Annotated in this window: 13 protein-coding genes; 9 read left to right on the top strand and 4 right to left on the bottom strand. The window is 68.5% G+C overall.

Translation table 11 applies throughout. The features are described 5' to 3' along the window. Nucleotides 1-2: 2 nt before the first annotated feature. Nucleotides 3-1109 (bottom strand): glycosyltransferase family 4 protein, encoded by a 1107-nt coding sequence (locus O5I81_RS11955; RefSeq protein WP_271065110.1) that lies wholly within the window; start codon nucleotides 1107-1109, stop codon nucleotides 3-5. A gap of 283 nt (nucleotides 1110-1392) precedes the next feature. On the opposite strand from O5I81_RS11955, the gene O5I81_RS11950 reads away from it, so the two are divergent. Genes O5I81_RS11950 through O5I81_RS11920 form a run of 7 tightly spaced genes read left to right on the top strand, consistent with a single transcriptional unit; the run spans nucleotide 1393 to nucleotide 8099 of the window. Beyond that, nucleotides 1393-1962 (top strand): DUF4129 domain-containing protein, encoded by a 570-nt coding sequence (locus tag O5I81_RS11950; protein ID WP_271065109.1) that lies wholly within the window; start codon nucleotides 1393-1395, stop codon nucleotides 1960-1962. Further along, nucleotides 1959-3191, top strand: a complete 1233-nt coding sequence (locus tag O5I81_RS11945) for a DUF4350 domain-containing protein (RefSeq protein WP_271065108.1) — start codon at nucleotides 1959-1961, stop codon at nucleotides 3189-3191. Before O5I81_RS11950 ends, O5I81_RS11945 begins: the two co-directional genes overlap by 4 nt. After that, nucleotides 3178-4134 (top strand): MoxR family ATPase, encoded by a 957-nt coding sequence (locus O5I81_RS11940; RefSeq protein ID WP_271065107.1) that lies wholly within the window; start codon nucleotides 3178-3180, stop codon nucleotides 4132-4134. The genes O5I81_RS11945 and O5I81_RS11940 overlap by 14 nt, the downstream gene beginning before the upstream one ends. Beyond that, on the top strand, nucleotides 4131-5444 hold the full coding sequence (locus O5I81_RS11935; RefSeq protein ID WP_271065106.1) for a DUF58 domain-containing protein: 1314 nt from the start codon (nucleotides 4131-4133) through the stop codon (nucleotides 5442-5444). Before O5I81_RS11940 ends, O5I81_RS11935 begins: the two co-directional genes overlap by 4 nt. A gap of 10 nt (nucleotides 5445-5454) precedes the next feature. Next, nucleotides 5455-6465, top strand: a complete 1011-nt coding sequence (locus tag O5I81_RS11930; RefSeq protein WP_271065105.1) for a stage II sporulation protein M — start codon at nucleotides 5455-5457, stop codon at nucleotides 6463-6465. After that, complete coding sequence (locus O5I81_RS11925; RefSeq protein WP_271065104.1) at nucleotides 6452-7330, top strand: RDD family protein; 879 nt, start codon at nucleotides 6452-6454, stop codon at nucleotides 7328-7330. The genes O5I81_RS11930 and O5I81_RS11925 overlap by 14 nt, the downstream gene beginning before the upstream one ends. Nucleotides 7331-7337: 7 nt before the next feature. Further along, nucleotides 7338-8099 (top strand): hypothetical protein, encoded by a 762-nt coding sequence (locus O5I81_RS11920; protein WP_271065103.1) that lies wholly within the window; start codon nucleotides 7338-7340, stop codon nucleotides 8097-8099. Here the strand turns inward: O5I81_RS11920 and O5I81_RS11915 are convergent. Together O5I81_RS11915 and O5I81_RS11910 are read right to left on the bottom strand one after the other, a co-directional pair. Further along, nucleotides 8096-8863: an SDR family oxidoreductase gene (locus O5I81_RS11915; protein WP_271065102.1), complete on the bottom strand. Its 768-nt coding sequence runs from the start codon at nucleotides 8861-8863 to the stop codon at nucleotides 8096-8098. The genes O5I81_RS11920 and O5I81_RS11915 overlap by 4 nt on opposite strands. Nucleotides 8864-8921: 58 nt before the next feature. Next, nucleotides 8922-9470, bottom strand: a complete 549-nt coding sequence (locus O5I81_RS11910; protein WP_271065101.1) for a pyridoxamine 5'-phosphate oxidase family protein — start codon at nucleotides 9468-9470, stop codon at nucleotides 8922-8924. Nucleotides 9471-9613: 143 nt separating this feature from the next. On the opposite strand from O5I81_RS11910, the gene O5I81_RS11905 reads away from it, so the two are divergent. After that, a complete protein-coding gene (locus O5I81_RS11905; RefSeq protein WP_271065100.1) occupies nucleotides 9614-10618 on the top strand; it encodes an acyltransferase in 1005 nt (334 codons plus the stop codon). A gap of 46 nt (nucleotides 10619-10664) precedes the next feature. After that, nucleotides 10665-12788 (top strand): PQQ-dependent dehydrogenase, methanol/ethanol family, encoded by a 2124-nt coding sequence (locus O5I81_RS11900; RefSeq protein WP_271065099.1) that lies wholly within the window; start codon nucleotides 10665-10667, stop codon nucleotides 12786-12788. An 85-nt stretch (nucleotides 12789-12873) separates the two neighbouring features. On the opposite strand, the gene O5I81_RS11895 is transcribed toward O5I81_RS11900, so the two are convergent. Continuing rightward, nucleotides 12874-13047, bottom strand: a complete 174-nt coding sequence (locus tag O5I81_RS11895) for a hypothetical protein (RefSeq protein WP_271065098.1) — start codon at nucleotides 13045-13047, stop codon at nucleotides 12874-12876. Nucleotides 13048-13113 lie beyond the last annotated feature (66 nt).

Below are 13113 nucleotides of genomic sequence, written 5' to 3'. Positions count from 1 at the left end.
GGTCAGGCGATACGGGCGAGCGTCAGGTCGTCTCCCGAGGTCAACGGCGAATCAGCCGGGTCGGTTTCGCCGAACGGCAGGCTGGCCAGCCGATCTCCATAGAGTGTCACGTAGCGGCGAGCCATGGCCACGGCCGAGAAACGCAGCTCGAAGCGGGCGCGGATGGCGGCGCGGTCGAGGGCCCGGGCCCGCGGCACGGCGGCGACGGCCGCTTCCAGGCTGTCGACCAGGTAGCCGGTCTCGCCCGGTTCGATGACCTCGGTGGTCGAGCCGTTGCGCCAGGCGATGACCGGCGTGCCGCAGGCCATGGCCTCGATCATCACCAGGCCGAAGGGTTCCGGCCAGTCGATGGGGAAGAGCAGGGCCTCGGCATTGCCCAGGAATACGGACTTCTGCTGCTCGTTGATCTCGCCGATGAATTCGATCGAGGGATCGCCGGCGATCAGCGGTTCGATGACCTCGGCGAAATACTGCTTGTCGGCGGCATCGACCTTGGCGGCGATCTTCAGCGGCAGGCCGGCCGCCTTGGCGATGGCGATGGCGCGGTCAGGGCGCTTTTCCGGCGAAATGCGGCCGAGGAAGGCCAGGTAGCCAGAGCCGGTGGGTGAGAAGTTCAGCAGATTGGCGGGCAGGCCGTGCTGCACGGTTCCGGCCCAATTGGCGAAGGGCAGGCCGCGACGCTGGTCGTCGGAAATCGAGACCATCGGATACATCGGCCAGCGCTCGTAGACGGCGGGCAGATCCTTCAGGTCGAGGCGGCCGTGCAGGGTGGTGAGCGTGCGATGGGCCATGTCCTCGAACAGCGGGAACTGGATCATGTCGGTGTGGAAGTGGATGAGGTCGAACTCATGGGCCCGGCGGCGTACCTCGCTGAGCATGGCCATGTGGGCGGCCAGGTCCGACTTCAGGCCGGCGGGGTCGAGGCGGATGGCCTGGTCGCGGCCGGGGCTCAAGGTGGCCAGGGTCTTCGATTCGCCGCTGGCGAACAGGGTGACGTCGTGGCCGAGCTCGACCAGGGCGTCGGTCAGATAGGCGACGACCCGTTCGGTGCCGCCGTAGAGCAGGGGCGGAACGGCCTCGTAGAGGGGGGCGACCTGGGCGATTTTCACTGGGGCTACTCCGTACGCTGGCGCCGAACCCGGCAAGGAGCGGAAGACGCTTCGCCGCCGCTTGGTTCCTTCACGTTTTTCGCAATGCGGGTCGTGTCGCGGGCAGCACGCAAAACGGGCAATCGCCGCCTTTTCGTCAGGCAGGCACTCGGCCTTGGTTGTGTTGTCACGCCGCTCGCCTAGTATGGCTCCGGGGATGGGCCAGCCGACAAATTCCGTGCCGCGCGTACCGCCTGACGGGTCACTGGATCCGTCGGGGTTCGACCGCGCGCATGCGGCGATGATGGCCGACAAGACCCTGCAGCACAGCCTGCCCGGCGTCGATCCACCCAAGCCGCCGCCCGACTGGCTGAGGCCGCTGATCGAGGCCATCGCGGCGATCGGCCAGCCGCTGACCATCGTCATCTGGACCGTCATCGGCCTTGGGGTGCTGCTCATCGTCTTTCTGATCGTGCGCGAGCTGTTTGGCGTTCGGCTCGGCTGGAAGGGGGGCAAGGACTTCAAGAAGCTCGGGGCCACAGACTGGCGGCCGGACCGCGAGAAGGCCCGCATCCTGCTGCTCGACGCTGACGCCCTGGCCGCCGAAGGCCGGTTCGACGAGGCGGTGCACATGCTGCTGCTGCGCGGCGTCGCCGACATCATCGCGCGGCGTCCACGCCTGATCGGCCCGGCCCTGACCAGCCGCGACATCGCCGCCCTGCCGGACCTGCCGGAGCAGGCCAGGCCCGCCTTTGCCCTGATCGCCGAGATCGTCGAGCGCAGCTTCTTCGGCGGCCGCCCGGTCGATGAGGCCGGCTGGCTGCGGGCCCGCGAGGCCTATGAGCAGCTGGTGCTGTCGGGGACCTGGTCATGACCCTGGTTCCCGGCCGCCGGTCGATCAAGCGCAGCCGTAACCCCTTCTCGGCGGTGCTGGTCCTGTGGCTGGTGGTGATCGGCGTGCTCGCCTTCATCGGCAGCCTGGTGATGGGCGCCTTCGGCGACGACTTCAACAAGGGCGACAATGGCGGGGCCCATGCGCTGTCGCGCTCGGCGGTCGGCTATGCCGGGATCATCGAACTGCTGCGGGCCAGTGGCGTCGAGGTCAGCATCGACCGCACCGGCTATGGGGCCGAGGGCGCCGATCCGCTGCTGATCGTCGCGCCGGAGCCCTACGCCTCGCCCCAGGCGCTGGACGAGGTGGTCTATGAGGGCGACCGGCTGATCGTGTTGAGGAAGTGGGCGGCGGGGCCGCACAACACCCACCGGGGCTGGGTGCGCGGCCGTGAGCTGATGCCGGGCGGGATGGTGGTCGGCGTTCTGGAGGACATCGCCAAGGGGACGAAGCTGGGGCAGGACGCGGTGATCGGTCCGCGCCGGCTGCTACGGGCCGACGGCTCGCTGTTCGCCGTCACCGGCAAGATCGACCAGCTGCGCATGCTCAAGCTCGGCAAGGACTGGCGGCCGGTGCTGGTCGCCGAGCGCGGCGGGGTGGTGCTGGCCCGGAACGGCGACACCTGGCTCCTCTCCGATCCGGACCTGCTCAATACGCAAGGGATCAGCGACAAGGCCACGGCCCTGGCCGGGCTGAAGATCCTCGCGCTCGCCCGCGCCGAGGGCGACGGGATCGTCTTCGACGTCTCGCTGAACGGCCTGCAGAACCGCAAGGGCATGCTGGAGACGATGCTCAAGCCGCCGTTCCTAGGGGTCAGCCTGTCTCTGGGCCTGGCCGCCCTGTTGCTGGCCATGCAGGCCATGGGCCGGTTCGGCCCGCCGATCGAGAAGGCCCGCGCCATCGCGCTGGGCAAGCGCGGCCTGGCCGACAACACCGCCGCCCTGATCCGCCTGGCCAGGCGCGAGCACCGCATGGTCGAACGCTACGCCCTGTGGGTGCGGGCCGAGGCGGCGCGGGCCGTGGGCGCGCCGCACGCCCTGTCGGACGATGATCTCGAGGCCCTGCTGGACCGGCTGTCGGCCCAGGCGGACCTTGCCCCCTTCACCGAGCTGCGCGCCAAGGCGGCCGCGGCCAAAGACATCGGCGAGGCGCTCGCCGCCGCTCGCCGCCTGTATTCCTGGAGACTGGAGATGACCCGTGAACGTCGCTGACGTGCAAGGACTGGCGGCTCGCATCCGCGCCGAAATCGCCAAGACGGTGGTCGGCCAGGCCGACACCGTCGACCTCATGCTGATCGCCCTGCTGGCGAAAGGCCACATCCTGCTGGAGGGCCCACCGGGAACGGCCAAGACCCTGCTGGCGCAGACCTTCGCCCGGACCCTGGGGGTGAGCTTCGGCCGCATCCAGTTCACCCCGGACCTGATGCCCGGCGACATCGTCGGGGCCAACATCTTCAACTTCCAGACCAGCAGCTTCACCCTGACGCGGGGGCCGATCTTCTGCGACCTCTTGCTGGCCGACGAGATCAACCGCACGCCGCCCAAGACCCAGGCCGCCCTGCTGGAAGCCATGCAGGAGCGCACGGTGACCCTGGACGGCAAGCGCCATGAGCTGGGCGAGCGGTTCATGGTCGTGGCCACCCAGAACCCGATCGAGCAGCAGGGCGTCTATCCGCTGCCCGAGGCGCAGCTGGACCGCTTCCTGTTCAAGCAGACGCTGAGCTATCCCAGCGCCACGGAAGAAAAGGCCATCGTCGCCCGCTTCGGAGGCCGCACCGGCCAGCCGGATCCGGTCGAGATGGGGGTCGCCAAGGTGGTCGACGCCGCCGAGCTGGCGGCCATCGCCGACCTGCTGGCCAGCATCCGCCTGACCGAGGAGATCGGCGGCTACGTCGTCGACATCGTCCGTGGCACACGCGAGTCGGCCGACTTCGAGACCGGGGTGTCGCCGCGTTGCGCCGCTTCGCTGGCGACGGCGGCCCGGGCCCGCGCCGTGCTCAACGGCCGCGACTATGTCATTCCGGACGACATCAAGGCGCTCAGCCTGCCGGCCCTGCGCCACCGGGTGATCCTGTCGCCGGCGGCCGAGATCGAGGGCCGCAAGGTCGATGACGCGCTGAACACCCTGATCAGCCAGATCGAGGCGCCTCGGTGATCTATCCGACGCGGACCGCTGTGGTGCTGACGGCCGTGGGCGCGCCCCTGGCCGCCGGCGCCGGCGTGTTCGCGGCCAGCTACTGGGTGGTCGGGGTCGGCTGGTCGGCGCTGGTGGTCCTGCTGATGCTGCTCGACGCCGGCCTGACCCGGCTGCGGACGCCGCCCGAGGTGGTGCTCGACGCGCCGGGATCGCTGGCCGTCGGGGCGGGCGGCGAGGCCAGGGCGGGCGTGCTGTTCAACAGCATTTTCACGCCCGCCCGGGTCGAGATGATGCTGGAGGGCAATGACATCATCGCCGTCGAACCGCGCCGCGCCTTTGTCGCGGTCGAGGCCAAGGAGACGGCCGCCGCCTTCACCCTGACGCCGTTCAGGCGGGGCGAGGCGGTGCTGGAGAAGCTGTGGCTGCGCTGGAAGGGGCCGCTGGGCCTGGCCTGGGCCCAGATCCAGCATCCGCTCGACTACGCCGCCCCGGTGACGCCGAACATCGCGGCGGTGAAGGAGGAGGCCCTGCGGCTGTTCTCCCGCGACGCCCTGCACGGCCTGAAGGAGCAGATCGAGACCGGCGAGGGGACCGAGTTCCACGCCCTGCGCGACTTCGTCGCCGGCATGGACCACCGCACCATCGACTGGAAGCAGTCGGCCCGGCACGGCAAGCTTGTCGCCCAGGAACGGCGCACGGAGCGCAACCACACCATCGTCATGGCCATGGACACCGGCCGCACCATGAGCGAGCCCCTTGAGGGCCTGCCGCGCATCGACCGGGCGATCAACGCGGCCCTGCTGCTGGCCTATGTCGGGCTGGCCACCGGCGACCGGGTCGGCATGTTCGCCTTCGATGCCAGGCCGCGCTTGTCGACCGGGGCGACCAGCGGGGTGCAGTCGTTTCCGCTGATCCAGCGGCTGGTCTCGCGGCTCGACTACGCGGCCGAGGAAACCAATTTCACGCTGGGCCTGACCACCCTGGCCGGCGATCTGGACCGCCGCAGCCTGATCGTCATGTTCACCGAGTTCACCGACAGCATCGGCGCCGAGCTGATGATGGAGAACCTGCGCCGGCTGCTGAAGCGCCATCTGGTGCTGTTCGTGCTGATGCGGGACGAGGAGCTGGAGGCGATGGCCAGGGCCGAGCCGCTCGAGGGGGCCGATCTGTCGCGGGCGGTGACGGCGGCGACGCTGATCCGCGAGCGGGAGGTGGTGATGATGCGCCTGCGCCGGATGGGGGTGCAACTGGTCGAGGCGCCGGCCGGCGCGGTCGGCCCGGCGCTGATCAACGCCTACCTCGACATCAAACGCCGCAACCTGCTGTAGGAGGAAAGACATGGCCGCCCTGCAGCTGAAAAGCGCCAAGTTCCGCCAGGAGCGGCAGCATGACTGGAGCCGGCTGTCGGGCCTGCTCGAGAAGGTCGAGTCGCGCGGCGCCCGGTCGCTGACCGACGAACAGTTGCTGGCCATTCCGGTGCTGTACCGTTCGGCCCTGTCGTCCCTGTCGGTGGCCCGCGCCACCTCGCTGGACCACAGCCTGATCGAATACCTCGAGGGCCTCTGCGCCCGGGCCTATTTCCTGGTCTACGGCACGCGGCCATGGATCGGCGAGCGGCTGGTCCATTTCTTCACCACCGGCTGGTCGCGGGCGGTGACCTCGATCTGGAAGGAAACCCTGGCGGCGGGGTTGATCACCATTTTCGCGGCCGTGCTGGGCTATGTGCTCGTTAGCCAGAACCCCGATCTCTACTTCTCCTTCGTCTCGCCGGACATGGCCCAGGGCCGCGATCCGACCGCCACCTACAAGACCCTGCGCGACGGCCTCTACGACGGCGGCCCGGCCGGCCAGCTGGGGCCGTTCGCCGCCAGCCTGTTCCAGCACAATGCGCAGATCTCGCTGTTCTGTTTCGCGCTCGGTTTCGCCTTCTGTGTGCCGACTGCGATGTTGCTGATCCAGAACGGCTCCATGCTCGGGGCCATGCTGGCGGTGTTCGCCGCCAAGGGCCTGGGGTGGAATTTCGCCGGCTGGATCATGATCCACGGGGTGACCGAGCTCTACGCCATCATCCTGGCCGGCGGGGCGGGCTTCAAGATCGGGCTGGCCGTCGCCTTCCCGGGCGATAAGACCCGGCTGGACGCGGCCTCGGAGGCCGGCAGGGCCTGCGGCGGGGCGATGGCCGGGGTGGTGCTGATGCTGCTGATCGCCGGCATTATCGAGGGCTTCGGGCGCCAGCTGATCACCTCGGACGTGGCCCGCTACGCCATCGGCATCGGCTCGGGCGTGCTGTGGATGAGCTATTTCTACCTGCCGCGCCGTCGCAAGGGGCTCGCCAATGTCCGCCTATGACGCCACGGCCAAGGCCGAGGCGGCCCTGCGCCGCTCGCTGGTCACGCCGGAGGGCGTCGACCTCAACCTGCGCATCGGCGACGCCGGCCAGCGCATCGGGGCCTTCCTGATCGACTGGGTGCTGCAGATGATCTGCATCGGCCTGTTCCTGTGGGCGGTCGGCTGGACCCTGGCGTCGATGGGCGGCAAGGACGCCGGCCATATCTGGATCATCGGCTTCCTGGGCTTCTTCATCCTCAGCAACGGCTGGTTCATCGGCTTCGAGCTGTCGCCGCGGGCCGCCACCATCGGCAAGCGGATCATGGGCCTGAGGGTCGCGGCGCGGGACGGCGGGCGGCTGACGGCCGAGGCGGTCGTGGCCCGCAATATCATGCGCGAGATCGAGTTCGCGGCGCCGGTGAAGTTCATGATCATCGGGGCCTTCTCGCAGGGCTCCGCCGATGGTCTGACCATGCTGTTCATGGCCATCTGGACGGGGATTTTCCTGTTCTTCCCGCTGTTCAACAAGGACCGCCTGCGGGCCGGCGACCTGATCGCCGGCACCTGGGTGGTGCGCACGCCCAAGCGCACCCTGCTGCCCGACCTCTCCGACACTGACGCCAGCGGTCATTTCAAGTTCACCGACGCCCAGCTGTCGGCCTACGGCATCAAGGAGCTGCACGTGCTGGAGCAGGTGCTGCGCAACCGCGATCGCAAGACCATGACCGCCGTCGCCGACCGCATCCGCCGCAAGATCGACTGGACGCCCGGCGAATACGAGAGCGACGAACAGTTCCTGCAAGCCTACTATGCCGGCCTAAGGGCGCGGCTGGAGCAGCGGATGCTGTTTGGGCACCGGCGCAAGGACAAGTTCGACAAGGCGTGAGGACCTGATGAGACCGTTGATCCTGGCTGTTCTGATCGCCCTTGGCCTGGCGGCGCCGGCCTTCGCCGAGCCGACGACCATCACCGTCCGGGCGCTTGCCAAGGATGCCAAGTTCATCGGCACGAGCATGGGTGGGGTCGAAGTGACGCTCACCGATGTCAAGGGCAAGGTGCTCGCCAAGGGGCGAACCGAAGGCGGGACCGGCGATACCGACCGCCTGATGGTAAAGCCGCGCCTGCGGGGCGAGCGACTGGCGGGTGAAGGCGATGCCGCCTTCACCGCGACCATCGACATCGACAAGCCGACCTTGGTTCTTCTGAAAGCCGAGGGGCCAGCGCGCCCGGCAGGCGGAGCCGTGACCGTGAGCTCGAGCGCCTGGATCCTGCCCGGCAAGTCCAGCGTCGGCGACGGCTGGATCATCGAATTTCCGGGCCTGACCATAGACCCCACCGTCCGGTTCGAGGGCCAGGCCGCCGTTCTGACCGCCAATGTCACCCTGATGTGCGGATGTCCGTTGACGCCCGGCGGGCTGTGGAATTCGGATGACTATGAGGTCGAAGCCGTGATCAGCGCGGCGCCTTTGGGCGCCCCGGACAGGCGGGTAAAGCTGACCTACGCCGGCAAGCCCTCGACCTTTTCCGTCACGATCGAGGACGCTCCCGGAGCGTTCAGCGTCCTGTTGACTGCCTATGATCGCAAGACGGGCAATACCGGCGTTGTCGACTTTGCGCCGATCAGGCCGCCGCCGACCCTCAAACGGGACAACTAGATCGACTGCCCGTCGTCCACCGTCACCACGCTGCCGGTCACCGACTTCGAAGCATCGGAGGTCAGCCAGGCGATGACCGGGTCGAGATCGGACGGGTCCATCAGGCGGCGGCGCGGGAAGCTGGCGATCTGCTTCTTGCCGCCCTCGCTGGCGAACCAGTCGCTGTTGATCTCGGTCTCGATGTAGCCCGGGCAGACGACGTTGACGTTGATGCCCCGGTTGGCCCATTCGCGGGCCAGGGTCTTGCCCATGTGGGCGACGGCGGCCTTGGAGGCGCAGTAGACGGCCAGACCCGGCAGCACCTTGTGGGCTCCGATCGAGGCGATGAGGACGATGCGGCCGCGGCCCGTGTCCTTCGAACCGGCGGCCATCATCCGCCGGGCCCCTTCGCGCGCGGTCAGGAAGGCGCCGGTGACGTTGATGTCGAGCACGGTGCGGAAGTCCTCGACCGGCAGATCGACAGCCAGACCCTCGTTGTTCATGCCGGCGTTGGCGATGACGGTGTCGATGGGGCCGAGCTGCTCCTGCGCGGCCTCGAAGGCGGCGATGACGCTGGCTTCGTCCTGGACGTCCATGGCGAAGGCGGCGGCGGTCCCGCCGGCCGTCTGGATCTCGCTGACCAGGTCGGCCAGGCGGTCGGTACGGCGGGCGCAGACGGCGACCTTGGCCCCGGCGGCGGCCAGCATCACGGCGAAGCGGCGGCCGAGGCCCGAGGAGCCGCCGGTGATCAGGATGGTGCGGCCGGCGTGGGTCTGTTCGGTCATGGGGATTCTCCTCGTGTCGGACGCCCTGTGCCTGCCTTCCGCAAGGTTCGGCAAGAGGTCAGGCGACGCCGGTGGGCAGGCCATCGAGGCTGACGGCGTTCTTCTCGGCGCGATACTCGACGAGGCCATCCTCGCCCTTGGCTTCGGCCCAGCGGATTAGGCTGTCGCGTTCGCCCTGGTAGTCATAGAGGGGCACGCCGAAGCCGCAGGAGGTCTGCACCAGATCGACGTCGAGGCGGACGATCTGGCGGGCCCCGGGTGGTTCCTTGTCGTCGAAGGCGGAGGCGAGGAGGGCGGCGTAGGCCTCGCCGCCGCGCGGCAGGACTTGTCCCCGACCGTAGAGGCGCAGGATCAGGGGCGGGCCCTGAAAGGCGCACACCATCACAGTCAGGCGGCCGTCGTGGCGCATGTGGGCCGCGGTTTCGGCGCCGCTGCCGGTCAGGTCCAGCCAGCAGACGCTGTGCTCGTCCAGCACGCGCAGGGCGTCGAGCCCCTTGGGTGACAGGTTGATGCGGCTGTCGGCCGTGGCGCTGGCCGTGAAGAAGATGTGCTGCCTGGAGATGAAGTCGGCGTGCTGGGCGCCGATGCGGTCGAATTGCTTGGCCATGGCGGAAGTCTGCCACAGGCGAGGGGCGGTGTTGATCCCGTCCGTTCCGCACCAGGATCACATCCCATGACTGATCTTGTCCCCATTGCCGATCGCCCTCATCCAGCGCATCACTAGCCCCGCGCGCGGCCTGGGGAGGACGGATGCGGCCTCTGCTGTCGATCCAGTATCTGCGCGCCCTGGCGGCCCTGGCGGTGGCGGTGTTTCACGCCTTCCAGTGGGCCCGGCTGGACTTCGACATCGGCGCGGCCGGGGTCGATATCTTCTTCGTCATCAGCGGCTTCATCATGTGGCGCACGACCGAGGGGACGGGCGTCAGGCCGCTGGAGTTCCTGCGCCGGCGGGCCGTGCGCATCGCGCCGCTATACTGGGTGGTGACCCTCGGGCTGGTGGCGGCGGCGCTGCTGTTTCCGCCGCGATTTCCAGATGTGCAGCCGACCTGGAGCCACGTCCTGCAGTCGCTGGCCTTCATTCAGCACCGCAACCCCGCCGGCCAGCCGTTTCCGATCCTGGCCCCGGGCTGGACCCTGAACTATGAGGCGATCTTCTACCTGATCTTCGCCGTCGCCCTGCTGATCCCCCAGCCGCGCCGCCTGCTGGTGCTGACCTGCGGGCTCCTGGCGCTGGGTCTGGGCGGCTTCTTCTATCCGCCGGCCTACGAGATGCTGGCCAACCCGCTGATCCTCGAATTCCTGGCCGGCGTCCTGCTGGCCAAGGTGCTGACCACCGATTTTCGACCCGGGCGCGGGGCCGGCTGGCTCATGCTGGCCGCCGCGATTGCCTGGTACGCCGCCATGGCCGTGATCCAGAGCGAATGGGACCTGTGGCGGCCGCTGTTCTGGGGCATGCCGGCCCTGCTGATCGTCGCCGGCCTGACGGCGGTCGAGGCCGAGGGCGGCCTGCCTCGGATTCCGGTCCTGCTGGCCTTGGGCGACGCCAGCTACAGCCTCTACCTGACCCATCCGCTGGTCATCGGGGCGGTGGCGGTGCTGTTGGGAACCTGGCGGCCGTGGCTGTTCATTCCGCTGTCGCTGGTGCTGGCCTGCGGCATCGGCTGGCTGGTCTGGAGACTGTTCGAAAAGCCGGTGACGCGGGCCTTGAAAGGACCGTTGATTGACGCAGCGTCGCGCGGCCATAGTCGGCCCTAACGTCGGGCGTCAGACCCGGCGACTCATCTGTATGGGAGAATTCGGGATGGGCGCCAAACGCGCAATCTGGGCCGCCGTGGCGGTCGCGAGCCTGGCCTTGGCGGCCTGTGGCGGACCAAAACCGGTCGATGCGGCGCGGATCGCCGCCGCCGACAGTAACCCGGGCGAGTGGATCACCCACGGCCGCACCTATTCCGAACAGCGCTTCAGCCCGCTGGAGAAGATCAACGCCTCGAACATCGGCGAGCTGGGCCTGGCCTGGTCCTTCGACCTGCCAGAAACGCGCGGCATCGAGGCGACGCCGCTGGTCGCCGATGGCGTGATGTACACGACCAGCAGCTGGTCGATCGTACGCGCCTTCGACGCCAAGACCGGCAAGCTGCTCTGGGAACACGATCCGGCGGTGCCCAAGTCGACGGGCGTCAAGGCCTGTTGCGACAGCGTCAACCGGGGCGTCGCCCTGTGGGGCGGCAAGGTGTTCTACGGCACGCTCGACGGTCGCCTGGAAGCGCTCGACGCCAAAACCGGCAAGCTGGTCTGGTCCAAGGTCACGGTCGACCAATCCAAGCCCTACACCATCACCGGCGCGCCGCGCGTGGTGAAGGGCAAGGTGCTGATTGGCAACGGCGGCGCCGAGCTGGGCGTGCGCGGCTATCTTTCGGCCTATGACGCCGAGACCGGCGACATGGCCTGGCGCTTCTACACCGTGCCCGGCGAGAAGGAGACGGATGGCGCCGCTTCCGACAAGGCGATGAAGGACGTCGCCCGCAAGACCTGGAACGGCGAATGGTGGAAGGTCGGCGGCGGCGGCACGGTCTGGGACTCGATGGCCTATGACCCCGAGCTCGACCTGCTCTATATCGGCGTCGGCAATGGCTCGCCCTGGAACCGCGACATCCGCAGCCCCGGCGGCGGCGACAACCTGTTCCTGTCCTCGATCGTCGCCCTCAAGCCGGAGACCGGCGAATACGTCTGGCACTATCAGACCACGCCCGGCGAGAGCTGGGACTATACGGCGACGCAGCATATCGTGCTGGCCGACCTCACCATCGACGGCAAGCCGCGCAAGGTGCTGATGCAGGCGCCCAAGAACGGCTTCTTCTATGTGCTGGATCGCACCAACGGGAAGTTCATCTCGGCCGAAAAGTACGTCAGCGCCGTTAACTGGGCGACCGGCATCGACAAGGCCACCGGCCGGCCGATCGAGGCGCCCGGGGCGCGCTACGAAAAGACCATCCACCTGTCCAACCCCGGCCCGCTGGGCGCCCACAACTGGCACCCGATGGCCTTCAGCCCGAAGACCGGGCTGGTCTACATCCCGGCCCAGGAAATTCCCTTCCCCTACATGCAGCCGGGTGGCGACAAGGCCAACTTCAAGTACCGGCCGCAGGGCTGGAATGTCGGCATCGACTTCCTGGTCGCCGGTCTGCCGGACGACGAGGCGCAGCTGAAGGCGATCCGCGCCTCGCTGAAGGGCAAGCTGGTGGCCTGGGATCCGGTGACGCAGTCGGCCAAGTGGACCGTCAACTATGACGGGCCCTGGAACGGCGGGGTTCTGGCCACGGCGGGCAACCTGGTCTTCCAGGGCAGCGCCACGGGCGAGTTCGCGGCCTATGACGCCGGCAGCGGCAAGAAGCTGTGGGGCTTCGACACCCAGACCGGCGTCGTCGCGCCGTCCATGACCTATGAGATCGACGGCGAGCAGTATGTCGCCCTGATGGCCGGCTACGGTGGCGGCTTCGCGGTTTCGGCCGGGGCCGGGGTCGATCCGCGCTCGGAAGGCCCGCGCCGCCTGCTGGTCTTCAAACTGGGGGCCAAGGGCAAGCTGCCGGCGCGGCCGGCATCGACCAAGACGCCGTTGACCCTGCCGGCCACCCCCGGCACGCCGCAGCAGATCGCCACCGGCACGGCGGTGTTCGCCGCCAACTGCGGGGTCTGTCACGGGGCCAGCGGGGTGTCGAACTTCTCGATCCCCGACCTGCGCTACTCACCGGCCATCACCGACGCGGCCATCTTCAAGAGCATCGTCATCGACGGCGACCGCAAGGAGCAGGGGATGGTGTCCTTCGCCAGCCTGCTGACAGCCGATGAGGCGGAATCGGTTCGGCAGTACCTGCTGAACCTGGCGCGGCGTCAGCAGGAGATGCAGAAGGCCGTCGCGGCGAAGTAGCGGTTCGGCCAAGATCGGATCAGCCTCGGTGTGTGTCCTTTCTCCCCCGGCGGGAGAAGGGCGCCCCGAGGCGAACTCACGAAGCTCAGTGCGGACCCGCAAGGTTGTGCAGGTCGCCCGGGAGCGTGGGAAAGCCCTCGTTCCACCGTCGCGACGCGCCTTTCCGCGCCCGGCGCTCGGCCCGCGCGGCCAGAAATTCCTGCAGCAGGGCGAACCAGCCATACGGAACGTCCTTATGCTGTCTGCTGAGTTCTTCCATCGTCTTTCTCCGTCCAATGTCGTTGTCGGGCGGGGAGAAGATCGCGCCAGGGACGGCTGGTGACAA

Source organism: Caulobacter sp. NIBR1757, from assembly GCF_027912495.1.
Lineage (GTDB): Bacteria > Pseudomonadota > Alphaproteobacteria > Caulobacterales > Caulobacteraceae > Caulobacter.
The sequence above is the reverse complement of the archived record's forward strand: the minus strand, read 5'-3'. Positions and strand labels throughout refer to the sequence as shown.